The organism is Thioclava pacifica DSM 10166, assembly GCF_000714535.1.
Lineage (GTDB): Bacteria > Pseudomonadota > Alphaproteobacteria > Rhodobacterales > Rhodobacteraceae > Thioclava > Thioclava pacifica.
Map to the genome: position 1 here is coordinate 51,506 of NZ_AUND01000040.1, position 22,770 is coordinate 74,275.

Sequence of the window (22,770 nt, forward strand, 5' to 3'; positions counted from 1 at the left end):
GGAATGCCCATGGCAACCGACCCGCTATCCGATCTCGACAAGCCCGAACCCGCGCCCGATATCGAGCGCGCGATCGAGCTGCCCTGGAGCCAGCCGAAAACCGATCAGGAGGATGTGCGCGCCCCCGATCTGCTGCGCGAGATCATGGCGCATCCAAACTATCTCGAGGCCGATGCCGATCTGGGATTTCTCAACCGCGACGACATGCGCGGCACGCGGCTTCAGATGGACTACCAGAAGGCCGAGACGCTGCTCAACGAACACGGCATCGCCCATTCCATCGTGGTCTTCGGCGGCACCCGCATCCCCGAGCCCGCCGTCGCTCAGGAGCGTCTCGCCGAGATCACGGCACAGGCCGCGGCCCACCCCGAAGACAAGACGCTGCGCGCGCGGGTGGCGATCGCCGCGCGGATCGTCGAAAAGAGCCGCTACTACGAGGTTGCGCGGGAATTCGGGCGGATCGTGGGAGCGAAGGAAGGCCATGAGGACAATCGCCTCGTGATCGTCACGGGCGGCGGGCCGGGGATGATGGAGGCCGCCAATCGCGGGGCCTATGAGGCGGGCGCGAAGACCATCGGGCTCAACATCACGCTGCCGCACGAGCAGTTCCCGAACCCTTACATCACGCCTGGGCTGTGCTTCCGCTTTCGCTACTTCGCGCTGCGCAAGCTGCATTTCCTGATGCGCGCGCGGGCGCTGGTGGTCTTTCCGGGCGGTTATGGCACGCTCGATGAGCTGTTCGAGACGCTCACTCTGATCCAGACCCGCAAGATCCGCCCCGTGCCGGTGATCCTCGTGGGTCGGGAGTATTGGCAGCGCGCCTTCGATCCGGATTTCCTCGTGGCCGAAGGGGTGATCGACCCCGAGGATCGCGAGCTGTTCTGGTATGCCGAGAGCGCGCAGGAGATCTGGGAGGATATCGGACGCTGGTATGGACGCCTCGGCCGCGAAATCGTTGAGACAGAAGGGGGAGGAGAGGACTATGAGGATTTCATTTCACGGTGCCGCACATGAGGTGACCGGCTCGTGCCATCTGGTCGAGTGCTGCGGCAAGCGCATCCTGATCGATTGCGGCATGTTTCAGGGCCGGGCGGAGCTGACCGACGCCAATGCGGCCAAGTTCGGATTCGAGCCCGCGCAGATCGACGCGGTGCTGTTGACCCATGCCCATCTCGACCATTGCGGGCGTCTTCCGCTTCTGGTCAAGCGCGGGTTCAAGGGCGAGATCATCGCGACCTCGGCCACGCGCGATCTGGCGCGGCTGGTGATGCTCGACGCGGCGCATCTCCAGATGGAGGAGGAGCGCCATCACCATCGCCACGGCCGCCGGGGCGGATCGCATGAGGCGCTCTACGACGAGATGGATGCGCTCGACGCGGTGGATCGGTTCGGGCGCAATGCGCAGTATCGCAAGCCGATCGAACTCTTTCCCGGCATCACCGCCACCTATCACGAGGCAGGCCATATCCTCGGCTCTGCCTCGATCGAGCTGACCCTGAGCGAGGATGGAAAGACCCGGCGGGTGCTCTTCTCCGGCGATCTCGGCCCATTGGGACGGCCGCTCCTCAACGATTTTGATCCGCCCGCCGGCGTCGATGTCGTGGTGATGGAGACGACCTATGGCGACCGCACCCATCGCAGCCTTGAAGCCTCGGTCGACGAGTTTACCCAAGCGATCATCGCCACTGAGCGTCGCGGCGGCAATGTGATCATCCCCACTTTCGCGCTCGAACGGGCGCAGGAAATCCTGTGGTTCCTGCGCGAAGGGATGGAGGCGGGCGAGATCCGCAAGTCGCTCAAGGTCTTCCTTGATTCACCGATGGCAATCTCGGCCACACGGATCTTCGCGCGCCATGAAGAGGCGTTGCGACCGGAGCTGGCGAAGATGATCGCCCACGGTCGCGATCCCTTCCAGTTGCCCGAGTTGCACATGACCCGCGAGACACAGGAGTCGATGGCGCTCAACGAGATCCGTGCGGGCGCGGTGATCATGGCGGGTTCGGGCATGTGCACGGGCGGGCGCGTGCGCCACCACCTGCGCCACAACCTCGCGCGGCGCGATGCGAGCGTGATCTTCGTGGGCTATGCGGCCGAGGGGACACTGGCGCGGATCATCATCGACGGGGCGAAACATGTGAAGCTCTTCGGGGCAGAGATCCCGGTGCAGGCGCAGATCCATACGATCAACGGCTTTTCCGCCCATGCCGATCGTGACGACCTGATCGAGTGGTTGGGCCGCACGGGACATCCTTCCAAGGTCTTTCTCGTGCATGGCGAGACCCGCGCGATGGAGAGTTTCGCCAAGGCGATCGGGTCCGAGCGGGTAGAAATGCCGAAACCCGGTGAGAGTTTCGAGCTCTAGGGGGAGGGGGCTTTCACGCCGATTGGTCGGCCGTCTGCCGCAGCCCTCGGGGCGGTCGTAAGGGGCGGCATGATCCGCGACCGGTCAGGCTCGCGCGACCTGTCGCAGTAAAAAAGGCGCCCGCACGCCGGACGGCGATGCGGGCGCAGTCAAACGTGATCGGGTCAGGCGACCTTGGACATCGCGGCGAAACTCTTGATGAAGGGCCCCGCCATGCGCGGATCCTTGATCATCGCCGAGTAGTCCCCGACCTCGAATTTCAGCTTGCCGGTCGTGTAGCCTACGCCCAGCGTCATCATGTTCGGCGGCTTGGAAAGCCACTTGTCCCAGGTGTCGCTCGAGGCGCGGATATCCCAGTTCACGGATTGCCCGTCATAGGCGCCCGAGGACACCGCCTTGCCGTTTTCCACCACCAGCACGCCCTTGGGCGCGGGATCGCCCGCGTACCCATAGGCGATGGTGGAGTTGAATCCGATCTCGGCCAGCGCGCCTGACAGTTCGGGATCGGCATTCCAGTTCTCGGCGAAACCGGCCATCCATTCGGGTGAGAAAAGTTCGCTCATCGTTTTTGTCCTTCCTCTCAGGAGATCTTGACCTGCACCCGCTCGGAGCCATCGGGGTCCATCACATGGACCGCGCAGGCGAGGCAGGGGTCGAAACTGTGGATCGTGCGCAGGATCTCGAGCGGCTGATCGGGATTTGCCATCACGTGATTGTCCTGAAGCGCTGCCTCATAGGCGCCCGACTGCCCTTCCGCATCGCGCGGGCCGGCATTCCAGGTCGAGGGCACCACGGCCTGGTAATTGGCGATCTTGCCGTCCTCGATGACGATCCAGTGGCCAAGCCCGCCGCGCGGGGCTTCCATGTAGCCCACGCCTTGCGCCCGCTTGGGCCAGCTCGAGGGGTCCCATTTGGCCTCGTTGAAGGTCTTGGTGTCGCCCGCCTTGATGTTCGAGATCAGGTTGTCGTACCAGCCCAGCATCGCATCGGCGATGATCTTGGTCTCGAGAGTACGCGCCGCGACCCGGCCCATCGTCGAATAGAGCGCCTCGAGCGGCAGCCCAAGCGTGCCGAGCGCACCGTCGACCAGTTCCTTGGCCTGCGGCTGGCCACTGGCATACATCATCAGCACGCGGGCGAGCGGGCCCACCTCGACCGGCTTGCCCTTCCAGCGCGGCGACTTGATCCAGGAATAGGAGCCCTCGACATCAAGCTGCGTGTAGGGCGGCTTGGGGCCGGTATAGTTGAGCGCGGTTTCGCCCGCGTAGGGGTGTAGCCCTTTCTCCTTGCCGCCTTCGTAGTCATACCAGGAATGGGCGACAAATTCCTCGATCTGATCGGGCGCGTCGAGGTCGATCGGATGGATCGTCGAGAGGTCACGGTCGAGGATCACGCCAGCGGGCACGAGGTTCGTCGTCGCATCGCTGCCCATGCCGGAGGCGGGAAAATCGCCATAAGTCATGAAGTTGCCCAGACCCTCGCCGCGCTTCCACCAGTCGGGATAGAAGCTTGCGATGGCGAGCGTGTCGGGCAAGTAGACATTGGTGACGAAATCCTGCGCCATGTCGAGGATCGACTTCACCCGGCTCAGCTTGTCGGCATTGATCGCGCTGTCGGAGTTGAGGTCGATCGGCGAGGGGACGCCGCCCACCACGAAATTCGGATGCGGGTTCTTGCCCCCGAAGATCGCGTGCAGCTTGGCGATCTCGCGCTGCCATTTGAGCGCCTCGAAGTAATGCGCCACCGCCATCAGGTTCGCCTCGGGCGGCAGCTTGTAGCCCGGATGTCCCCAATAGCCATTGGCGAAGATCCCGATCTGGCCGCTGTCGACGAAGGTCTTCAGTTTGGCTTTCATGTCGGCGAAATACCCTGGCGAGGACTGCCCGTATTTCGAGATCGACTGCGCGAGTTCGGAGGTCGCCTTCGGATCGGCATCGAGCGCCGAGACCACGTCGACCCAGTCGAGCGCGTGCAGGTGATAGAAGTGCATCACGTGGTCATGCACGTATTGCGCGCCGATCATCAGGTTGCGGATCAGCTGGGCATTGGGCGGGATCTCGTAATCGAGCGCGTCCTCGACCGAGCGGATCGAGGCCATGCCATGCACCAGCGTGCACACGCCGCAGATACGCTGGGCGAAAGCCCAGGCATCGCGCGGGTCGCGGCCCTTGAGGATGATCTCGATGCCGCGCACCGAGGTGCCCGAGGAATAGGCGCTGGCGATCTTGTCGCCGTCCATCTGCGCCTCGATGCGCAGATGCCCTTCGATCCGGGTGATCGGATCTACAACGATGCGCTCGCTCATGCCGCCTCTCCTTCAGCTTTCTCTTTTTTCGGCAGATGCGCCGCGATGATCGCGGCGAGGCTTTCGACGGGTAGCGTGTCGCCCGCCTTGACCTTGCCGACCTCGAAATTCATCCGGCACGAGCCGCAGGAAACGACGAGGCTCTGGGCCTCGGTCTTCTCGATCTCGGCCATCTTGATGCGGTAGCCGGCGCGCTTGAGCTTGTCGGCCCGCTCGATCAGGAAGTTGCCTGCGCCGCCGCCGCAGCAGAAATTATAGGCGCGGTTTGACTCCGTCTCGTGCAGTTCCCAGCCGATCGCTTCGAGGATCGCGCGGGGTTCCTCGAAGACGCCGCCGCCACGCCCGACCTTGCAGGGGTCATGCAGCGCCACGACGCGTTTTTCCTTCGACTTCTCGAGTTTGAGCCGCCCCTCCATCACCGCCTTGCCGAAATATTCCGACACGGTCATCGCGGTGAAGGGCACCGAATGGCCCACCGACTCCGCGGCCCCCCAGCGCATCGCGGGGAAGGAATGGCCGCATTCGGGCACAATCACGATCTTCGCACCGATCTCGATGGCGACCTTGGTCAGCTTCTCGGTGAGCATCTTCTTGGTCGGCTCATGGCCCGCGAGCAGCCCGAAATTCGCGCCCTCATAGGCATCGGTGCGCAGCGTGTAATCGATGCCCATGTGATGCAGCGTCTCGATCGCGCCACCCGTGGCATCGCGGAAGAGGTGGATGTCGAGCCCCGACGTCAGAAGCAGCACTTCCGCTTTGGGTTTGTCGACCGGGATCTCGAATCCGAGCTTGTCCTGAAGATCCTGCACGCGGAACATGAACAGATCCTCGTCGGCGCCGAAGATCGTGCCATCCTCGGCCTGTGCCTCCTGCATGTAGCGCAGCTCGTCGGGCATCAGCCGTGCGGCCGAGAGCGCCGAGCGGTTGAGCGCGACGAGATCAGCGATATTGATCCCGGCAGGGCAGACCATGTTGCACCGGCCGCACATCGTGCAGGCGTCATAGACCAGCTCCTGCTGGGCGCGCAGATCGTCGGCGGTGATATCCTTGAGCACATGCTTCTTGATCCAGCTCAGCGGCGACATCTCGCGGTCATAGACGCGCTTCATCAGGTCGAGCTTGTGGATCGGCGTGTATTTCGGATCTTCCGTCCCGAGATAGAACTGGCAGGCCTGAGCGCAGGCGCCGCAATGGACGCAGGCTTCGAGCTGGGTGGCGAGATTGGCGTCGATCCCCTTGAGAAAGACCCGCTTGGCGGCGGCGACGCGCTCCTCGTCGGAGACCTCCACCGGCTCGCTGACCAGATCCTTGATCGAGGCGGCCATGCCGTAAAACATGGCGAAGGCTTCGTCGAGCTCTTCTTTGGTGACAACTTCGGTCATGCTTGAACCCCCCGGCGCCAGAACTTCACGCCCAGTACATAGCGGGACGGAAGCAGCGTGATGACGTGGAACAGTTTCGAGAACGGGAACCAGACCAGCAGCAGCGCGATCGAGAGCATGTGGATGGCCAGTAGCGTCTCATAGGCGATGCCGAAATGAGTGAAGGTCAGGAGCCCGGTGAGGATGGGCAGGGTCGTGATGATCACGCTCGAGTAGTCGTTGAAGGTCGAGATGTAGCGCAGCACCGGATTGAAGATGCGCCGGCCCAGAAGCCACAGCAGAACCCCCAGCGTGACGCCCGCGATGGCGAGCACGATCGAGTTTGGCAGCGCGGGCCAGCCAAAGCCCAGCAGCCCCTCGAAGAACATCACATGCACCTTGTAGAACAGCAGCACGACGAGGAAGCCGAGATGCCAGATCCAGCCCGCGACATATTGGAACGAGACTTTCTTCTCGAAGACCGGCGCAGGGACGAAGCGCGACCAGACGGTGCGCACGCCATGCTCGAAGAGGTGATTGTCGCGATTGGCGGAAAGCGGGCTCGAGCGCATCAGCATGAAGATGCCAAGGGTGCGCCACACCATGCCCAGAACGAAGATGATCCCGGCCCATTGCAGCGCGGGGCCGCGCGCGAAATCAAGCAAACTCATCAGCTTTTCTCCTTTTCGGCGGGATCGGGTTGGGCGGTAGGTTGCACGCCGGGCTGGGCCTCGAACGGGCCCTGCTTGTTGCGTTTCTGAACCGCGCGGCCGGCATAGCCTGCGCCCAGTCCCACCGCGGCACCCGCGAGCGCGCCGACGGCGAGCTCGGTCGTGTCGAGATGGGTGGCGGTGGCGAGCGGCGCGTAGAAGCTGCCCTTGTCCCAAAAATTCGGCTCCGAGCAGCCCAGGCAGCCATGGCCCGCCTCGATCGGGAAGGAGGTGCCCTCATTCCATTTCAGCACGGCGCAGGCGTTGTAGGTGGTCGGGCCCTTGCAGCCGAGCTTGTAGAGACACCAGCCCTCGCGTGCGCCCTCGTCGTCGAAGCTCTCGGCGAACTGGCCGCGCTCGTAGAAGGGGCGGCGATAGCAGCGGTCGTGGATGTTCTGGCCGTAGAAGACCTTGGGCCGGTTCAGGTGATCGAGCTCGGGCAACGCGCCGAAGGCGATGAACTGCACCAGCACCGAGGTCATTACCGCGGGGATCGGCGGGCAGCCGGGCACGTTGATGATCGGCTTGTCGGTGATCACGTCCTGCACCGACACCGCGCCGGTCGGGTTGGGATCGGCCAGCGGGATGCCGCCATAGGCCGAGCAGGTGCCCAGACACACGATCGCTGCCGCGCCTTCGGCTACATGCTTGAGCGTGTCGATATTGCTCTCGCCCGCGGTTGTCGAATAGCCCATGTCCCCCGTCGGGATCGAGCCGTCGACCACCACGATATATTTGCCCCAGTTCGCCTTCATCGCCTCTTCGCGGGCCTCCTCGGCCGCATGGCCAGAGGCCGCCATCAGCGTGTGCTGGTAGTCGAGCGAGATCGTATCGAAGATGAGGCTTTCGACCGAGGGCGTGTTCGAACGCAGGAAGCTCTCGGCACAGCCGGTGCATTCCTGGAAGGACAGCCAGATCACCGAAGGGCGGTGCTGCGCCTCGAGCGCCTGTGCAATCTTCGGGGCAAGGGCGGGCGGAAGCGCGAGCAGGGAGGCGGTCGTCGCACAGAACTTCATGAAGCTGCGCCGGGAGATGCCGCGGGCCTGCATGCGTTCGCCCAAGGGTACGTGCCGTGTCGTCATTTGGCGTCCTCCTGGTCGTATTCATAGGCAAGTCGGGTGCTCAGCCGCGCCAGCCCTGCGGCGATGTCGGAGGGCTGAGCGGCGAGAATGTCGGGGACCGTCGCGATCTCGATCTGGCGCGCGAGGGTGAGCCCCTCGGCGGTGCGGTGAATGACCCGCCAGACACCGGGAAATTCGGTCTCCCAGATCTCGGTGGGGCCGCCCGCTTCGATCGTGGCGCTGACCTCACCGCGCCCGAGCATGCGGTCGAACTCCTCAATCTCGGTGCCAAACATCGGGATACCGCCAAGGTCGATAACCGTTCTTTCGCCGGTCTCGGCAAGCTTGCGCAGGGCATGTCGGATCTCGTGCAGGAGCAGCGGCACGTTGCCGGTCGCGCTCTTGGGCATGAAATCCTTCAGGGTCAGGCCATCTTCGGTCATGCCTCGATCTCCTCGGTCTGGGCTTGGGCGATCCAGCGGCTGGCGACCTCGAAAGCGGTCTGAGCGGCGCGCTCCATCGCTGCGGCGACGGGGGGGCTCAGCTCCAGTCCCCAGCCGATCTCGAGCGGCTCGATTGCGACAAGCGCGCGATAGCGGGGCAGGTCGCCGGTCATCCGCGCCATATCGAGCAGGTCGGTGATGCCGACCTCGTGCACGGTGAGTTTCCCGGTCCGCACGAAATCGTCCATTTCCTGACCTTCAAGCAGCCGCACCGTGCCGGGCGCCTCGCCCAGCCGCGCCGCGTCGAAGATGATCAGCGCATCCGCTGCGCCGATTTCCTCGGCCAGCGTGAAGGAGAGCGTGCCCGCGTCGATGAAGGTGACGCCGGGAAGATCACCGTGACGGGTCTCGAACATGGCCACGGCACGGGGGCCGGCGGCCTCATCGGTCAACAGCGTGTTGCCAACGCCCATGGCGAGGATCGTCAGATCTGAGGGGCTGCGCGCGTCTCGCATGAAGGGGTCCCTTCGGCTTGATCACATTCCAATGGAGGAATGTTTCGACAAGATCGCGAAGGCTTCTTTGCGTTAAGACAAATTCCCGGAATGGACCGATTTTGACCTATGTCTTAAATTGAAAAATAAGATTAACTCACTGAATATAAATACGAAAATAATTACATTTTTCACATGCGTGGGGCGCGCAAGCGGCAGATTTCCGGAAGCTCTGTTTTCGATCTTGGAGGCAGGTGGAAACCGTGTTTCCGATCGCGCTCGGGGCCGGTGTTCATCGCCCGGCGAGATCGGTGCAAATCATGATTCGTCGCGCGGACCCGACACCGGCGGGCGCGGCGGTTCACGATCGACCAGATCGGCGAAAAGATGGTCGATATCGGTCTCACCGCGGCGCACCATGTCGAGCGCGCTGAGCGCATCGGTGATCTGGCGCGCATCGGCCTCCGAGACCTTCTCGCGCGCGATGCCCAGATGCACGGTCACCCAGTCGCCCGGTGCAAGCTCGTCGATGAACGCGATATCCACGCGCTGCGCCTTGCCCGCGTGGTCGCAGATCGCACTGCTCGGACCCTCGAGCGAGAGCACCTTCATCGGATGGGCGAGACACATGGGATTGCTCCGTCGGTTCGTGGCCGTCACTACGGTTTGACGACAGCGTCCGAGGATAGGCGCATGGGCGTATCGCGCAAGAGGGCGTGGGGAATCGTGATGTCGCAGCCGACCCAAGGGCGAAACACGCGCGTTCGGATCTACCGAAAAATCCGAGTTCAGACTGGTTTTTTGGCTGACGGCGGGCGGCTTGCGGAGCACAGCGTGAAGCGCGCAAATCGCGAAAAACCGTCGAAATCGCCTGCCACAGAGTCACTTCCGCGATCATCGTTCCCGAAAAGGTGAGTGTTTTTTAGGCAAGCCGAGTCTCGATGGGCAAAAGGTTAACGCCCTGCTTTGAGAAGCGCGCAGACGCGGGCTTTCATGAACGGGCAGGGCGCTTAGGGTTCCGTTGCCGACATGGCAGGTCTGGTCCGAGAAGTGCCACCCTTGCGGCAAATTCCGCACAGGGCACACGGCGGGCCAAAATCCCGGGAGATTACTGCGCAGGTCTGACCCGCGCCTAATCTCTTGTTCCGCCAGCGGGTCGGCCTCTACGCCATAGCACGGCGGGACGCATGCCAACGGGGAAGACCATGACCAGAACGAAATTCCTGTCCGCCACGGCCCTCAGCTTGGGCGTTCTCGCCGCCTCCCTCTCGCCCGCGATGGCTGAGAAGAAAACCGACTTCAAACTCGCCTGGTCGATCTATGCCGGCTGGATGCCCTGGGGCTATCTGGAGAGCTCGGGGATCATGGACAAATGGGCCGAAAAATACGGCATCACCGTCGATATCGTGCAGATCAACGACTATGTGGAATCGATCAACCAATATACGGCGGGCGCCTTCGATGGCGTCTCGGCGACCAATATGGACACGCTTTCGATCCCCTCGGGCGGCGGCGTGGATACGACTGCGCTGATCGTGGGCGACTATTCCGACGGCAATGACGCGATCATCTCGAAGACCGCGAAAACGGTCGAGGAGCTGAAGGGCACGAAGGTCAACCTTGTCGAGCTGTCGGTGTCGCATTACCTGCTGGCGCGCGCGCTCGATAAAGCCGGGCTGGCCGAGAAGGATCTGGCCGGTGTCGTGAACACCTCGGATGCCGACATGATCGCGGCCTTCGCCACCCCGGACGTCTCGACCGTGGTGACCTGGAACCCGCTGGTGTCGGAAATCCTCGACACGAACCCGGATGCGATGAAACTGTTCGACAGCTCGCAGATCCCGGGCGAGATCCTCGACCTGATGGTGGTCAATACCGAGACCCTCAAGGATAACCCCGAGTTCGGCAAGGCCGTGGCCGGGGCCTGGTATGAGGTGATGGCGAAGATGGCCGCGGGCGATGAAGAAGCTCTGAGCGCGATGGCCGAGGCCGCGGGCACCGATCTGGAGGGCTACAAATCCCAGCTCGCCGCGACGGCGATGTTCTACGATCCGGCCAAGGCGGTCGCTCAGGCGGAAAGCGCCGAGATGCCCGAGACGATGACGATGGTGGCGAATTTCCTCTTCGACAAGGGGATCCTCGGCGTCGATGCGCCCTCGGCCGATTTCGTGGGTGTCGAATATCCCGACGGCAAGGTCACCGGCGATCCGGCGAATGTGAAGTTCCGCTTCGACACGACCTACATGCAGATGGCTGCCGACGGCAAACTCTGAGCTGACTTGCCCGGCCTTCGGGCCGGGCCTTTTCCGACAGCACGGGGTCGCCCATGCGCCTACTCAACCGCCATCCCACCCGACCCGCAGGTGTCCTGCTTGCCGCGCTCCCCTTCGTGGCGGTGCTGATCGCCTATTGGATCGGCTCGGAAATCCGGCTTGCGGCGAACCCGCAGGACAAGCTCCTGCCCGCGCCCGCGACGATCCTGAACACCGCCGCCGGGCTCTTCACCGAGCCCAACAAGCGCACGGGCGAGATCCTGCTCTGGGCGGACACATGGGCAAGCCTGCGGCGTCTGGCGCTTGGTGTCGGGATCGGGGCGCTGATCTCGCTGACGGTGGGCGTGGGGATCGGGCTTTTGCCTTACGTTCGGCGGGGGCTGTCGAGCTTCGTCGCGGTGCTCTCGATGGTGCCGCCGCTGGCGTTGCTGCCGATCCTGTTCATCGTCTTCGGGCTGGGCGAGATCTCGAAAGTCGTGCTGATCGTGATCGGCATCACCCCCTTCCTGATCCGCGACCTCTCGCAGCGGGTGCTCGACATTCCCCACGAAGAGATCGTGAAGGCGCAGACACTCGGGGCCTCCACTTGGGTCATCGCGCTGCGCGTCGTGCTGCCGCAGATCCTGCCGCGCCTGATCGCGGGGATAAGGTTGTCGCTCGGCGCGGCCTGGCTGTTTCTCATCGCCGCCGAGGCGGTCGCGGCCGAGGTGGGTCTTGGCTACCGGATCTTCCTCGTGCGGCGCTATCTCGCGATGGATATCATCCTGACCTATGTCATCTGGATCACGCTGCTTGCCTTCCTGATCGACTTCGCGCTTAAGACGCTGTCGCGCAAAGCCTTCCCCTGGCTGGGAGGTGGGCTATGAGCTTCGTCACCGTCCGCGATGTGTTTCAGGAATACGATGGCCGCCCGATCATCGAGCGCGTCAATCTCGACGTGGCCGAGGGCGAGTTCGTCTCGATCGTCGGCGCCTCGGGCTGCGGCAAATCCACCTTCCTGCGATTGCTCTTGGCTGACGAGACGCCCACGCGCGGCCGCATCACCGTCGATGGCGGCAAACCTGCGCGCGAGCCGGGGCGCGAGCGTGGCGTGGTGTTCCAGAAATACTCGGTCTTCCCGCATATGACCGTACGCGACAATATCGTCGCCGCCGAGAGCTTCCCGAAAGGCTGGGGCTGGTTTCGCGGCGCGAAGCTGCGCGAGGCGCGTGCGCGGGCCGATGAGGTGCTCGAACGCATCGGGCTGGCGCATGTCGCGGGCAATTACCCCTCGACGCTTTCGGGCGGGATGCAGCAACGCCTCGCCATCGGGCAGGCGCTGCATGCGCGGCCCCGTATCCTGCTGCTCGACGAGCCCTTCGGCGCGCTCGATCCGGGCACGCGGCTTTCGATGCATGACTTCCTGACGCAGTTGCGCGCCGAGACCAGCATGACCGTCTTCATGGTCACGCATGATCTGGGCGAGGGCTTCAAGCTGGGCGACCGCGTTCTCGTGTTCGACAAGACCCGCTGGGACCCGGACTATCCCGAACGCTACGGCGCGACGATCACCTATGATTTCGACGCCCGCGATCACGGCATTCCGTATCAGCACATCCTAGACAAGATCCCGTCTCTGGCCGCCGCCGCGACCCCGCCGCCCGCCTGAGGCCCAAGTTTCACCGCGCGCGCCGCTGGGCCCCGCGCGCGGGCCGCCGCCAAGGTCCAGAAAGCCTGCCCCGACGAGGGGCTTCGATAGATTGGAGACAGAGATGTTCCATGATCTGCCAGGCGGGCGCTCGCGCCCGCATCATCCGCAAGCGGCCATTTCGGCGCGCGTCCAGCGCGCGCGCCGCCAGCACCACCCGGACCTGACGAAGCTCGCGGGCTGGAAGGCGATGCGCAAGGAGGCCGAGCTGCCCGAGGGCCGCTGGGCCGAGGAACGCGCCTGGGCGCTGCGCATGGGGCTGACCGGCGCGGACAGCATCGACGACAAGTCGATCCCGACCTTCGCGCGTGGGGAACTCCCCCATTACGCGGGCATCAACACCTTCCTGAAAGCGCCCTATACCGAGGACGTGCTGGAGGTCGCCCATTACGACGCGACCGTGCTGGGCATCCCCTTCGACGGCGGCACCACCTATCGCGCGGGCACCCGTTTCGGGCCGCAGGGCGTGCGCAAGATCTCGGCGCTCTACACGCCTTACAACTACGAGATCGGCGTCGACCTGCGCGAGCAGATGACGCTGTGTGACGCGGGTGACGTGTTCACCATCCCCGCGAATATCGAGAAGAGCTTCGACCAGATCAGCCGCGCGGTGTCCCACGTCTTCTCGTCGGGTTCGCTCCCGATCATGATCGGCGGCGACCACTCGATCGGCTTCCCTTGTGTGCGCGGCATCGCCGAATGCACCTCGAAGAAGATCGGCATCGTCCATTTCGACCGCCATGCCGACATTCAGGAAAAAGACCTCGACGAGCGGATGCACACGACCCCGTGGTTCCACTCGACCAACCTGCCGAACGTGCCCGCGAAGAACCTCGTGCAGATCGGCATCGGCGGCTGGCAGGTCCCGCGCGAGGCAGTGAAGGTCGCGCGCGAGCGTGAGACCAACATCATCACCATGGGCGACATGGAGAAGATGGGCATCGACAAGACGATCGAGATGGCGCTCGAGATGGCCTGGGACGGGGTCGATATGGTCTATATGTCCTTCGATATCGACTCCATCGACTGCGGCTTCGTGCCTGGCACCGGCTGGCCCGAGCCGGGCGGCTTCCTGCCGCGCGAGGCGCTGGCGCTGGCCTCGGGTATCGCCGCCGAAGGCATCTGCGGGATGGAGCTGGTCGAGGTCGCGCCGCCTTATGACACTTCCGACATCACCGCGCTCATGGGCACCCGCGTGATCGTGGATGTGCTCGGCGCGCTCGTGTCGAACGGCAAGCTTGGAGCGCATAAAAAGCACATCGACAAGCCGGTCTCGATCCCGCATGGCGAGTTCGAAGGCAAGCGCTGGTCCAACCCCGATCCCCATAAGGTGGGCTAAGCCATGCCGCATGATCACGGGCCGCATGGCCACCATCACCACCATAACGACCACGGGCATTCGCACGGACATTCGCACGGGCACTCCCATGACCACGCGGCTCACGGCCATGGCCATAACCACGCCCATGGGGAGCACCTGCACAGCCACATGCATCACGAGGACGAGGCGGCCGACCTGCAGGTTCTGGCCACCCAGTTCATCGACGGTTTCGTGCAGGCGGCCGACAAGACGAGCTATCTCAAGCTTGCCGGTGTGCCCTTCGAACGCCCCTCGGCCACGGGGCCGAAATCGCTCAAGCTCGTGGATGTGGAGCTCAAGACCGAATGGCAGGTGGGCACCGCCTCACCCTCCTTCGGATCGCGCGAGCTGTCCTACCTTCCGTTCCCGGGCGAGATGGTCCGCGAACGCACCAACATGTCGCTGATCTATGTGTCGATGGACGAGAAATCCGTCCTTGATATCCGCGACTTCCTGACCCAACGCAAGAAAGAGATCGACCAATGAAACCGCTGTTTTTCGCCCTCCTCGCGATGCTCGCCGCTGGCCCCGCGCTGGCCCATGACGGGGTGCACATGCATCCGCATGGCTTCGAGAACGTCCTCGCGCTCGCGCTGATCGCGGCGGCCGTCTGGGGGCTGGTCGTGGTGATGAAGCTGCGGCGCTGAGCCTGTCATAGGCCCGGCAGGTCGATCACCACGGCGGCATGGTCGCTTGCATGGGGTCTGTGAAAGCCCACACCTTCCAGCCGCGCGCCCGCAAAGCGCGCGGCTTCTTCGCCCAGCCCCTTGCGCAGGATGCGCGGGACCGCATCGGGGTAACGTGCGGCCAGTGCGGGTGAGGCCAGCATCGCATCGGGGCAATGATAGCGGCCCGAATGCGGGTCGAAATAGGTCCAGCGCTCCGGGCGCGGCATGCGCGCCATCAGATCCACACTGAACCCGTGTTCGAGCGGTGCGGTCGCACGCGGCAAGGACAGGTGCGGATCGTCGGGCTCGTTGAGATCGCCCAGGATCAGCCAGAGCGCGCTTGCAGGGGCCTCGAAATGCCGCTCGATCAGCGCGCGCGCGGCCTGCGCCTCGAGGTTCCGGGTGCGCCAGGACGCCGCCTCGTCGGGATAGGGCGATTTGAAATGCATCACGAACAGCGTCAGCGCGCCGACCTCTGCCATCAGGCAATCGCGCCGGAAGACCGGCATCTCGGGATCGACGCCCTCGGGCAGGCTCAGCCCCAGATCGCCCGGGGTGAGCGTGGCATGGCTGCGCACCTCTCCCAACGCCCTGCGCGACAGGATCGCCACGTCGAGCCCGCGCCCGTCATTGCCAGGCAGGCAGACCCGGTGGGCGTAAGGGCGCGCGCCGCTGGGAAGCAGATACCGCGCGTGGAAATGCTCGAGCGTGGCCAGATCGAACACCTCCTGAAGCGCGATCAGATCGGCATCGGTTTCACGCAGCAGGTCCGCGGTCAGCCGCCGGTCGATCCGGTCTAGGCTCGGATCTTCGGGATCGTCGCTGTCCCAGGCGCCATGTAACCGCCCCACTTCCCGGCTCGGCAGCAGGCGCATGTTCTGGGTGTTGAGGCTCGCGATCCGCATCTTGAGGCGAGCATCGCACGGGCGAGGCGCAAAGGGGTAGCGCGAAATCACGCGGCGCGCTTGATGCGGCTCAATGCGAGGTGGCCGAGGCGGGGTTAGGCTGTCGGGCAGTAAACGGGAGGAGGGAGCGATGATCCTGATTGCCTATGCCACAAGCGAAGGCCAGACGCGCAAGATTGCGCGCCATGTCGCCGACCGGATCGCCGGGGCGGGGCAGGGAGTGGAGCTGATGCCGCTTTCCGAAGCCGACGAAATGCTCGATCTCGCGCGATTTTCGGGGGTGATCCTTGCAGGCTCGGTGCATGTCGGCCAGTACCAGCGCGCGCTTGGTGAGTTTGCGGGCGATCATGGCAAGGCGCTTTCCGCGATGCCGTCCTTGTTTCTGTCGGTCTCGCTGGCGGCGGCGGGGCATGATGCCGAGGATTGGCGCGGGCTCGATCATATCCTGGACGATTTTACCACCGCGACCGGCTGGCATCCGGGGCAGGTGGCGCAGGTGGCCGGCGCCTACATGCCTTCGAAATACGATATCTTCCGCCGCTTCGTGATGCGCCGGATCGTGGCGAAAAAAGATCCGCAGGCCGATCTCGATGCCGATCACGAATATACCGATTGGGCGGCGCTCGATGCGCTGGTCGATAGCTGGCTGACAGGGGTGGCGAAAGCCGGAGCTTAGCGCGCGGGCGTCTTCGGGGGAGTCGGTCGCAGCGGCGCGCGGCTCAACTCGTTATTCGCATCCGCCATCTTGCGCAGGAGCCGCAACAGCGTCTCTTGCTCCTCTGGGGTGAGATCCTTGAGGATCGTCTCCTGCGTGCGTCGCACCGCTGGCCAGACAGTGGTGAGAACGGATTCGCCACGCTCGGTCAGGCGCAGTTGGCGCGCGCGACGGTCGGTCTCGTTGATGGTGCGCTCGATCAGCCCTCGTGCCTCAAGCCGGTTCACCACGCCCCCGAGCGTCACCCGGTCATAAGCGATCAGCCCCGCCAGTGTTGCCTGGTCGATATCGGGATATTCCTTGAGCATCCGCAGCGCCGCGAACTGCACCGGCGTCAGGTCAAAGCCGGCCGCGCCCACCTCATGGGTGAAGGCGGAGACAGAAATCTGGTGCAGGCGCCGGATCAGGTGGCCGGGCAATTCGTGAATGACGCTCATGCATTCTGCCTAAGTCAACAGGTCCGCCCAGACAAGATGGCGGGGGCTCAAAACAAACATGATAAGTGTACGCATCTTTTATTGACACGTATACTAATGATAAGCATACTTCCTATAAATCGAGTCGCTTTTAGGGAGGAGTGCCGATGGACGACAACGCCATGCAGCCGGATGACAGCCCGGCCCTGCGTCAGCTCTACGCAGATTTCAAAGCTCAACACCTCAACCCGCTCTGGACCCAGACCGGAGACCTGATGCCGCGCCATCCGCGCCCGAAGGCACAGGCGCATGTCTGGAAATGGTCCGATCTCTACCCGTTGGCGAAGGCCTCGGGCGATCTGGTGCCGGTTGGTCGTGGCGGCGAACGCCGTGCAATCGGTCTGGCCAATCCGGGGCTGGGCGGGGCCGCTTATGTCTCGCCGACGCTTTGGTGCGCGATCCAGTATCTCGGCCCGAAGGAAACCGCTCCCGAGCATCGCCATTCGCAAAACGCGTTCCGCTTCGTTGTGGAAGGCGAGGGGGTCTGGACCGTGGTGAACGGCGATCCGGTGCGGATGAGCCGCGGGGATTTCCTGCTTACCCCGGGCTGGAATTTCCACGGTCACCACAATGAGACCGATCAGCCGATGGCCTGGATCGACGGTCTCGACATTCCGTTCAGCTATCAGAACGACGTGGGCTTTTTCGAGTTCGGTTCGGATCGCGTTACCGATTACGCGACGCCCAATTTCTCGCGCGGCGAGCGGCTCTGGTGCCATCCGGGCCTGCGCCCGCTCTCGCAGCTGCAAAACACCGTTTCCTCGCCGATCGGCGCCTATCGTTGGGAATATACCGACGCGGCCCTGACCCAGCAGCTGCTGCTCGAGGAAGAGGGCTATCCGGCCACGGTCGAGCAGGGCCATGCAGCGGTGCGCTACGTGAATCCCACGACCGGCGGCGATGTGATGCCGACGATCCGGGCCGAGTTCCACCGCCTGCGCGCAGGGGCCGAGACGCCCACGCGGCGCGAGGTTGGCTCCACCGTGTTCCAGGTCTTCGAGGGCAAGGGGGCCGTGGTCATGGGCGGCGAGACGACCAAGGTCGAGAAGGGCGATATCTTCGTGATCCCCTCCTGGGTGCCGTGGTCGCTTCAGGCCGAGACTGAGTTCGATCTGTTCCGCTTCTCGGACGCGCCGATCATGGAGCGCCTGCACTTCGCCCGCACCCAGATTGAATCGGCCGAATAAGATGGCCGATCTGGAGGAAGCGCGCGCGGCCTTGCGTCAGCGCCAGGGCGTGGGGGCGCGCTACGACGCCCCCGAAGCCCCGGCCGCCGAGCTTGCGCTCGCACGCAGCGGCACGGCCTATTTCGCGCGCAAGCTCAACGAGTTGAGCGACGAGGCGCTGTATCAGCCCTCCGCGATCGCAGGGCAGAGCCGGGCGCATGTGATCTGCGCGGTCTCCTATCAGGCGCGCGCATTGGCGCGTCAGCTTGAGGCCGCGACGGCGGGGCGGGCAATCCCTCCGATGGTCGATCCCGCTTGGGTGGAGCTCGAAGATCTCGATCTGGGCGCGACCCTGCCGCCGCGCGCGCTGCGGCATCTGTTTGACCATTCCGCGATCCATCTCGACGTGGTCTGGCGCGATCTTCCGGGGCTGGCCTGGGATCTCGAGGCTCCAGACGCGGCGGGGCAGATGCGCCCGCTGCGCGCCACCGCAATCGAACGCGCGCATGCCCTCTGGCATGGCGCTCTGCATCTGGGCAATGGTGGGCGCATGCGCGACCTGCCGCCCGAGCTGCGCGTGAACTAAGCCGCGCAACGATCTGAAAAAACAAGGAAACGACAGATGACCAATCTCTTCCCCTCGCCGCAATGGCCCACCGTTCCCGTCAAGGGCGAGACTGCGGCCTATCCGGTGCACCGCATCTTCTGTGTCGGGCGCAACTATGCCGCCCATGCCGCCGAGATGGGTGTCGAGGTCGATCGTGAGGCGCCGTTCTATTTCACCAAATCGGCGCTGATGACCCAAGCGACCGGCACCACCATTCCCTATCCGCCGGGCACCGAGAATTTCCATTACGAGATGGAACTGGTGATCGCGATCGGCGCGCCGGTCTTCAAGGCCGATACCGAGACCGCCGCGAAGGCGATTTACGGCTATGCCTGCGGGCTCGACATGACGCGCCGCGATCTGCAACTCGCCGCGCGCGCCAAGCAGCGCCCCTGGGATCTGGGTAAGGATGTCGAGCAATCGGCCGTCTTCGCCGCGATCACCAAGGCCGCCGATTTCGCCGCCCCCGGTCCGCAGCACATCCATCTCGAGGTCAATGGCGAGACCCGCCAGAAAGCCCGGCTCGACGACCTGATCTGGAAGGTCGAGGAGATCGTTTCGCACCTGTCGCATTACTATCACCTTCAGCCGGGCGACCTGATCATGACCGGCACCCCGGCAGGCGTCGGCGCCGTCGTCGAAGGCGATGTGATCACCGGCGGCATCGACGGGCTCGACCCGATCAAGCTGACCATCGGGGCGCCGGAATGATCCGTTTCCACGGATATTTCCGGTCTTCCAGCGCCTATCGCTGCCGGATCGCCTTCAACCTCAAGGGGGTGGAGTATGACTTCACCTCCGTGCATCTGAGGAAAGATGGCGGGCAGCAGAAAACGCCCGGCTATCGCGCGCTCAATCCGCAGGCGCTGGTGCCCACGCTGGAGGAGGGCGATCTGCGCCTCACCCAGTCGCTCGCCATCATCGAATGGCTCGACGAGGTGAAGCCGGGTCCGAAACTGCTGCCAGACGATGCCGATCTGCGCGCGCAGGTCCGCGCCTTTGCCCAGGTCATCGCCTGCGACGTGCATCCGCTGCAGAACCTGCGCGTGCTCGATTATCTCAAGGCCGAGTTCGGGGCCGATCAGGCCGCGCTCGACGCCTGGTGCGGGCGCTGGATCCGCGATGGGTTGGCGGCTTGCGAGGCACTTCTCGCCGCGCGACCCGAGAGTGAGTTCTGCTTCGGAACTACGCCCGGTCTGGCCGATATCTGTCTGATCCCACAGGTCTTTTCTGCCGCGCGCTTCAAGGTCGATATCTCCGACCTGACCCGCGTCCGCCGCATCACCGAGACCTGCAACGCGCTTCCGGCATTTGCCGATGCGCATCCGAAGAACCAATCGGATTGGGAGGCCTGAGGGAAGGCCTTCATCCAAAATGATCGTCATGCACAGGGAGGATATGCCATGACATTCGCCAAATTCACCAAATCCGCGCTGATCGGCGCCTTGATGGCCACCGTGGCCGCCGGCGTCGCACAGGCGCGCGACCTGCGCATGGGGCTGATCACGCCGCCCAGCCACGTTTGGACCAAGGTTGCCAATCGCATCGCCGAGAAGCTGCCCGAGGCCACCAATGGCGAATTGACGGTCTCGGTCTTCCCCGCGGGTCAGCTTGGGTCGGAACAGGAGATGTTCCAGCAGATGTCTGCGGGCCTTCTTGACGCGGGCCTGATGACGGCGGCGATCACCTCGTTGCGCGCGCCCTCGATGCAGGGCTGGTTCACGCCCTACCTTTTCAGCGACGTGACCGAGGCGGAAAAGGCCGCAAGCCTTCCGGCGGCGGGCCAGATGCTCGACGAGCTTCAGGCCGCGAACCTGCATGGCATGGGTTACACGTTCGCCGGGATGCGCCAGATCCTGATGAAGGACAAGCCTGCGACCTCCGTCGATGATCTCAAGGAGAAGAAGATCCGCATCGTGCCCTTCCCGGCGATGAAGGTCTGGTGGGGCGAGATCGGCGCGGTGCCGACGCCGGTGAACCTCACCGAAGTCTACCAGGCGCTGCAAACCGGTCTTCTCGACGGGATCGACATCGACCTCGACGCGCTGGTCGGTCTGAAATTCGACGAAGTGGCCAAGGGGCTGACGATCACCAATCACATGGCCTTCCCGGCGGTGATGATGGTTTCGAACCCGACCTGGAACAGCCTGTCGGATGCCGACAAGGAAGCCTTCCAGAAGGTCGTCGACGAAGCGCTCGCCTGGGGCTCGGCCCAGCAGGTCGAGGCGGAGAAATCGAACCTCGCCGCCCTCGAGGGCAAGCTCGAGATCGTGCATCTCGACGATGGCGCCAAGGCTTTCGCCGCTGCGGATGACGCGGTCGCCAAAAGCTTCGCGCAATATCCGCTGATCGCCGAGTTCCAGAAGGAAGTCGCCGCGGAGCAAGGTCAGTGAGACTGTTTCCCGCTCTCTCGGGCGGGCTGGTCCGGCTGGAACGCTGGGCCAGCCGGGCCTTGGTCGTGCTGTTCGTGGGGCTGATCGTGGTGAATGTCGCGATGCGCTACCTTGCGGGCAAGCCGATCGTCTATGCCGAAGAGGTCGCGGCGATCCTGCTGGTCTGGCTGACCCTCGTCGCGGTCTCGATCTCGATCCGTGACAAGGCGCAGATCGGTGTGACGCTGGTGGTGGACAAGCTGCCGCCGGCCGCCCGGCTCTGGGTCGATGCGCTGATCTGGGCGCTGATTGCGGGGATGCTGGGGCTGTTGCTGAAGGCTGGCATCGCCTGGGTCACCGGCCCCTCGGTCGGCTTCGAGCAGGTGATTACCACCGGCTGGCCGAAATGGCCATTCTTCTGGATTTTCCCGATCTTCTGCGCGACCGCGCTGATCCATGTGCTGGGCCATCTGAGCGATGCCGTGGCCCGGATCGCGGGGAGGCTCGCATGACCGGCGGTGTTTTTCTTGCGCTGATGCTCACGGGCATGCCGATCGCCTTCGTGCTGATCGGCGCGACCCTCGCCTTCGTGGCCTTCTCGGGCAACACGGCGATCCTCTCGGCGATCCCGCAAATCGCCTTCGGCTCGGTCGAGAATTTCGACCTGCTTGCGATCCCGCTCTTCGTGCTGCTGGGCGAGATCATGAATGAAAGCGGGCTGACCCGCCGCATCATCCTTGCTGTGCGGGTCTGGCTCACGCGGTTGCCGCATAATCTGGTGATCGTGAACCTCGTCTCGAACCTCGCGCTGGCCGCGATCATGGGCTCGGCCACGGCGCAGATGGCGGTGATGAGCCGCGTGGTGGTCCCCGAGATGGAGCGCGACGGCTACAAGCGCGGCTATGCCGCGTCGATCACGGCCTCCGCCGGTTTGCTCGGGCCGATCATCCCGCCCTCGATGGTCTTCATCATCTACGGGGTGATCGCGCAGGTCTCGATCGCGGATATGTTCACGGCGGGCATCATGCCGGGGCTGTTGCTCTTTGCGCTGATGATCGGGATCGCGATGTGGCAGGCGGGACGCAACCACGACCCGAAAGCCGCAGGGGCCGGGCTGCCCGATATTCCGCGCTGGAAGGCGACGCTGCCCGGACTGGCCACGATGCTCATTCCGCTGACCATCGTCGGCGGGATCTCTGCGGGGATCTTCACGCCGACCGAAAGTGCCGCGGCCGCGATCGTGGTGGCGCTCGTCTTCGGCGGCCTCGTCTTCCGCGAGCTGCCGCTGCGTGCGATCCCGGCGATCATCGACCGGACCGTGTCGAACTCGGCGATCGTGCTGTTCCTGATCATGGCGGCCAAGGTCTTCGGCTGGGTGCTGACCTACAATCAGGTCCCGCAAGCGGTTGCGGCCTTCATCACGTCGCTCTCGGACGATCCCACGATCTTCATGCTGCTGATCATGGGCGCGCTGATGGTGGTGGGGATGTCCCTCGACGGGGTGGCCGCGCTGATCATCCTGACGCCGATCCTTCTGCCGGTCGCGATGAACCAATACGGCATCGACCCGATCCAGTTTGGTGTGATGATGAGCCTGACGCTCGTGCTGGGGCTGCTGACCCCGCCGGTGGGCACCGGGCTCTATATCGCGGCGGCGTTGTCGAACGTGCCAATCCTGCAACTCTCGAAACTGGTCATGCCCTACGTGCTGGCCACGATCCTCGTGATCCTCACGACGATCTTCTTGCCCTGGATGGTCCACCCGTTCTGAGGCGGGCCATCCCTTCATCATCTGACCCTGACAC

26 protein-coding genes and 1 riboswitch are annotated in these 22,770 nt (G+C 64.1%); of the genes, 16 read left to right on the plus strand and 10 right to left on the minus strand.

The window, feature by feature from the left end; genetic code table 11:
* Positions 1-9: 9 nt before the first annotated feature.
* Complete coding sequence (locus TP2_RS16165) at positions 10-1,014, plus strand: LOG family protein (protein ID WP_051692755.1); 1,005 nt, start codon at positions 10-12, stop codon at positions 1,012-1,014.
* The gene (locus TP2_RS16170; protein WP_038079633.1) at positions 983-2,362 is read left to right on the plus strand and encodes an MBL fold metallo-hydrolase; all 1,380 of its coding nucleotides are present in this window, start codon (positions 983-985) and stop codon (positions 2,360-2,362) included. Before TP2_RS16165 ends, TP2_RS16170 begins: the two co-directional genes overlap by 32 nt.
* 164 nt (positions 2,363-2,526) lie before the next feature.
* Here the strand turns inward: TP2_RS16170 and TP2_RS16175 are convergent, their stop codons facing one another.
* The 8 genes from TP2_RS16175 to TP2_RS16210 all read right to left on the minus strand — a co-directional run bounded on the left by TP2_RS16175 (position 2,527) and on the right by TP2_RS16210 (position 9,366).
* Entirely contained in the window at positions 2,527-2,925 is a 399-nt protein-coding gene (locus TP2_RS16175) for an SCP-2 sterol transfer family protein (protein WP_038079634.1), read from the minus strand.
* A gap of 17 nt (positions 2,926-2,942) precedes the next feature.
* On the minus strand, positions 2,943-4,667 hold the full coding sequence (locus tag TP2_RS16180) for a nickel-dependent hydrogenase large subunit (RefSeq protein WP_038079635.1): 1,725 nt from the start codon (positions 4,665-4,667) through the stop codon (positions 2,943-2,945).
* A complete protein-coding gene (locus tag TP2_RS16185) occupies positions 4,664-6,049 on the minus strand; it encodes a (Fe-S)-binding protein (RefSeq protein ID WP_038079638.1) in 1,386 nt (461 codons plus the stop codon). Before TP2_RS16185 ends, TP2_RS16180 begins: the two co-directional genes overlap by 4 nt.
* Positions 6,046-6,699: a hypothetical protein gene (locus TP2_RS16190; RefSeq protein ID WP_038079641.1), complete on the minus strand. Its 654-nt coding sequence runs from the start codon at positions 6,697-6,699 to the stop codon at positions 6,046-6,048. Before TP2_RS16190 ends, TP2_RS16185 begins: the two co-directional genes overlap by 4 nt.
* Positions 6,699-7,820, minus strand: a complete 1,122-nt coding sequence (locus TP2_RS16195) for a hydrogenase small subunit (RefSeq protein ID WP_084714406.1) — start codon at positions 7,818-7,820, stop codon at positions 6,699-6,701. Before TP2_RS16195 ends, TP2_RS16190 begins: the two co-directional genes overlap by 1 nt.
* Complete coding sequence (locus TP2_RS16200) at positions 7,817-8,242, minus strand: hydrogenase expression/formation C-terminal domain-containing protein (RefSeq protein ID WP_051692757.1); 426 nt, start codon at positions 8,240-8,242, stop codon at positions 7,817-7,819. Before TP2_RS16200 ends, TP2_RS16195 begins: the two co-directional genes overlap by 4 nt.
* Complete coding sequence (locus TP2_RS16205) at positions 8,239-8,757, minus strand: HyaD/HybD family hydrogenase maturation endopeptidase (protein ID WP_038079644.1); 519 nt, start codon at positions 8,755-8,757, stop codon at positions 8,239-8,241. Before TP2_RS16205 ends, TP2_RS16200 begins: the two co-directional genes overlap by 4 nt.
* 297 nt (positions 8,758-9,054) lie before the next feature.
* Complete coding sequence (locus TP2_RS16210; protein WP_051692758.1) at positions 9,055-9,366, minus strand: HypC/HybG/HupF family hydrogenase formation chaperone; 312 nt, start codon at positions 9,364-9,366, stop codon at positions 9,055-9,057.
* 369 nt (positions 9,367-9,735) lie between these two features.
* A riboswitch (guanidine-I (ykkC/yxkD leader) is annotated at positions 9,736-9,845 on the plus strand.
* Between the two features lie 96 nt (positions 9,846-9,941).
* Between TP2_RS16210 and TP2_RS16215 the strand changes: the two genes are divergently transcribed.
* The 6 genes from TP2_RS16215 (at position 9,942) to TP2_RS18715 (ending at position 14,703) form a co-directional block, all read left to right on the plus strand.
* The gene (locus tag TP2_RS16215; protein WP_038079645.1) at positions 9,942-11,009 is read left to right on the plus strand and encodes a putative urea ABC transporter substrate-binding protein; all 1,068 of its coding nucleotides are present in this window, start codon (positions 9,942-9,944) and stop codon (positions 11,007-11,009) included.
* Positions 11,010-11,062: 53 nt separating this feature from the next.
* Entirely contained in the window at positions 11,063-11,875 is an 813-nt protein-coding gene (locus TP2_RS16220; protein WP_038079646.1) for an ABC transporter permease, read from the plus strand.
* Positions 11,872-12,657, plus strand: coding sequence for an ABC transporter ATP-binding protein (locus TP2_RS16225; RefSeq protein WP_038079648.1), 786 nt, complete (start codon positions 11,872-11,874; stop codon positions 12,655-12,657). The genes TP2_RS16220 and TP2_RS16225 overlap by 4 nt, the downstream gene beginning before the upstream one ends.
* Before the next feature lie 103 nt (positions 12,658-12,760).
* Positions 12,761-14,035: an agmatinase family protein gene (locus tag TP2_RS16230; RefSeq protein WP_157617155.1), complete on the plus strand. Its 1,275-nt coding sequence runs from the start codon at positions 12,761-12,763 to the stop codon at positions 14,033-14,035.
* Positions 14,036-14,038: 3 nt separating this feature from the next.
* Positions 14,039-14,542: a hypothetical protein gene (locus TP2_RS16235; RefSeq protein ID WP_038079649.1), complete on the plus strand. Its 504-nt coding sequence runs from the start codon at positions 14,039-14,041 to the stop codon at positions 14,540-14,542.
* On the plus strand, positions 14,539-14,703 hold the full coding sequence (locus TP2_RS18715) for a hypothetical protein (RefSeq protein ID WP_169739551.1): 165 nt from the start codon (positions 14,539-14,541) through the stop codon (positions 14,701-14,703). Before TP2_RS16235 ends, TP2_RS18715 begins: the two co-directional genes overlap by 4 nt.
* 5 nt (positions 14,704-14,708) lie before the next feature.
* Here the strand turns inward: TP2_RS18715 and TP2_RS16240 are convergent, their stop codons facing one another.
* A complete protein-coding gene (locus TP2_RS16240; RefSeq protein WP_038079650.1) occupies positions 14,709-15,629 on the minus strand; it encodes an endonuclease/exonuclease/phosphatase family protein in 921 nt (306 codons plus the stop codon).
* 130 nt (positions 15,630-15,759) lie between these two features.
* On the opposite strand from TP2_RS16240, the gene TP2_RS16245 reads away from it, so the two are divergent.
* Positions 15,760-16,305 carry a flavodoxin domain-containing protein gene (locus TP2_RS16245; RefSeq protein ID WP_038079658.1) on the plus strand — a complete coding sequence of 182 codons (546 nt, stop codon included), beginning with the start codon at positions 15,760-15,762 and terminating at the stop codon, positions 16,303-16,305.
* Here TP2_RS16245 and TP2_RS16250 read toward each other — a convergent pair.
* Positions 16,302-16,781 carry a MarR family winged helix-turn-helix transcriptional regulator gene (locus tag TP2_RS16250; RefSeq protein ID WP_038079659.1) on the minus strand — a complete coding sequence of 160 codons (480 nt, stop codon included), beginning with the start codon at positions 16,779-16,781 and terminating at the stop codon, positions 16,302-16,304. The genes TP2_RS16245 and TP2_RS16250 overlap by 4 nt on opposite strands.
* A gap of 146 nt (positions 16,782-16,927) precedes the next feature.
* On the opposite strand from TP2_RS16250, the gene TP2_RS16255 reads away from it, so the two are divergent.
* Genes TP2_RS16255 through TP2_RS16285 form a run of 7 tightly spaced genes read left to right on the plus strand, consistent with a single transcriptional unit; the run spans position 16,928 to position 22,736 of the window.
* Positions 16,928-18,007 carry a cupin domain-containing protein gene (locus TP2_RS16255; RefSeq protein WP_038079660.1) on the plus strand — a complete coding sequence of 360 codons (1,080 nt, stop codon included), beginning with the start codon at positions 16,928-16,930 and terminating at the stop codon, positions 18,005-18,007.
* A gap of 1 nt (position 18,008) precedes the next feature.
* On the plus strand, positions 18,009-18,572 hold the full coding sequence (locus TP2_RS16260) for a maleylpyruvate isomerase N-terminal domain-containing protein (protein ID WP_038079661.1): 564 nt from the start codon (positions 18,009-18,011) through the stop codon (positions 18,570-18,572).
* Positions 18,573-18,608: 36 nt separating this feature from the next.
* Entirely contained in the window at positions 18,609-19,304 is a 696-nt protein-coding gene (locus tag TP2_RS16265; RefSeq protein WP_038079662.1) for a fumarylacetoacetate hydrolase family protein, read from the plus strand.
* Positions 19,301-19,948 (plus strand): maleylacetoacetate isomerase, encoded by a 648-nt coding sequence (maiA, locus tag TP2_RS16270; RefSeq protein ID WP_038079663.1) that lies wholly within the window; start codon positions 19,301-19,303, stop codon positions 19,946-19,948. The genes TP2_RS16265 and maiA overlap by 4 nt, the downstream gene beginning before the upstream one ends.
* A gap of 48 nt (positions 19,949-19,996) precedes the next feature.
* A complete protein-coding gene (locus TP2_RS16275; RefSeq protein WP_038079664.1) occupies positions 19,997-20,986 on the plus strand; it encodes a TRAP transporter substrate-binding protein in 990 nt (329 codons plus the stop codon).
* On the plus strand, positions 20,983-21,477 hold the full coding sequence (locus TP2_RS18125; protein ID WP_051692760.1) for a TRAP transporter small permease: 495 nt from the start codon (positions 20,983-20,985) through the stop codon (positions 21,475-21,477). Before TP2_RS16275 ends, TP2_RS18125 begins: the two co-directional genes overlap by 4 nt.
* Positions 21,474-22,736 (plus strand): TRAP transporter large permease, encoded by a 1,263-nt coding sequence (locus tag TP2_RS16285; RefSeq protein ID WP_038079667.1) that lies wholly within the window; start codon positions 21,474-21,476, stop codon positions 22,734-22,736. The genes TP2_RS18125 and TP2_RS16285 overlap by 4 nt, the downstream gene beginning before the upstream one ends.
* Positions 22,737-22,770 lie beyond the last annotated feature (34 nt).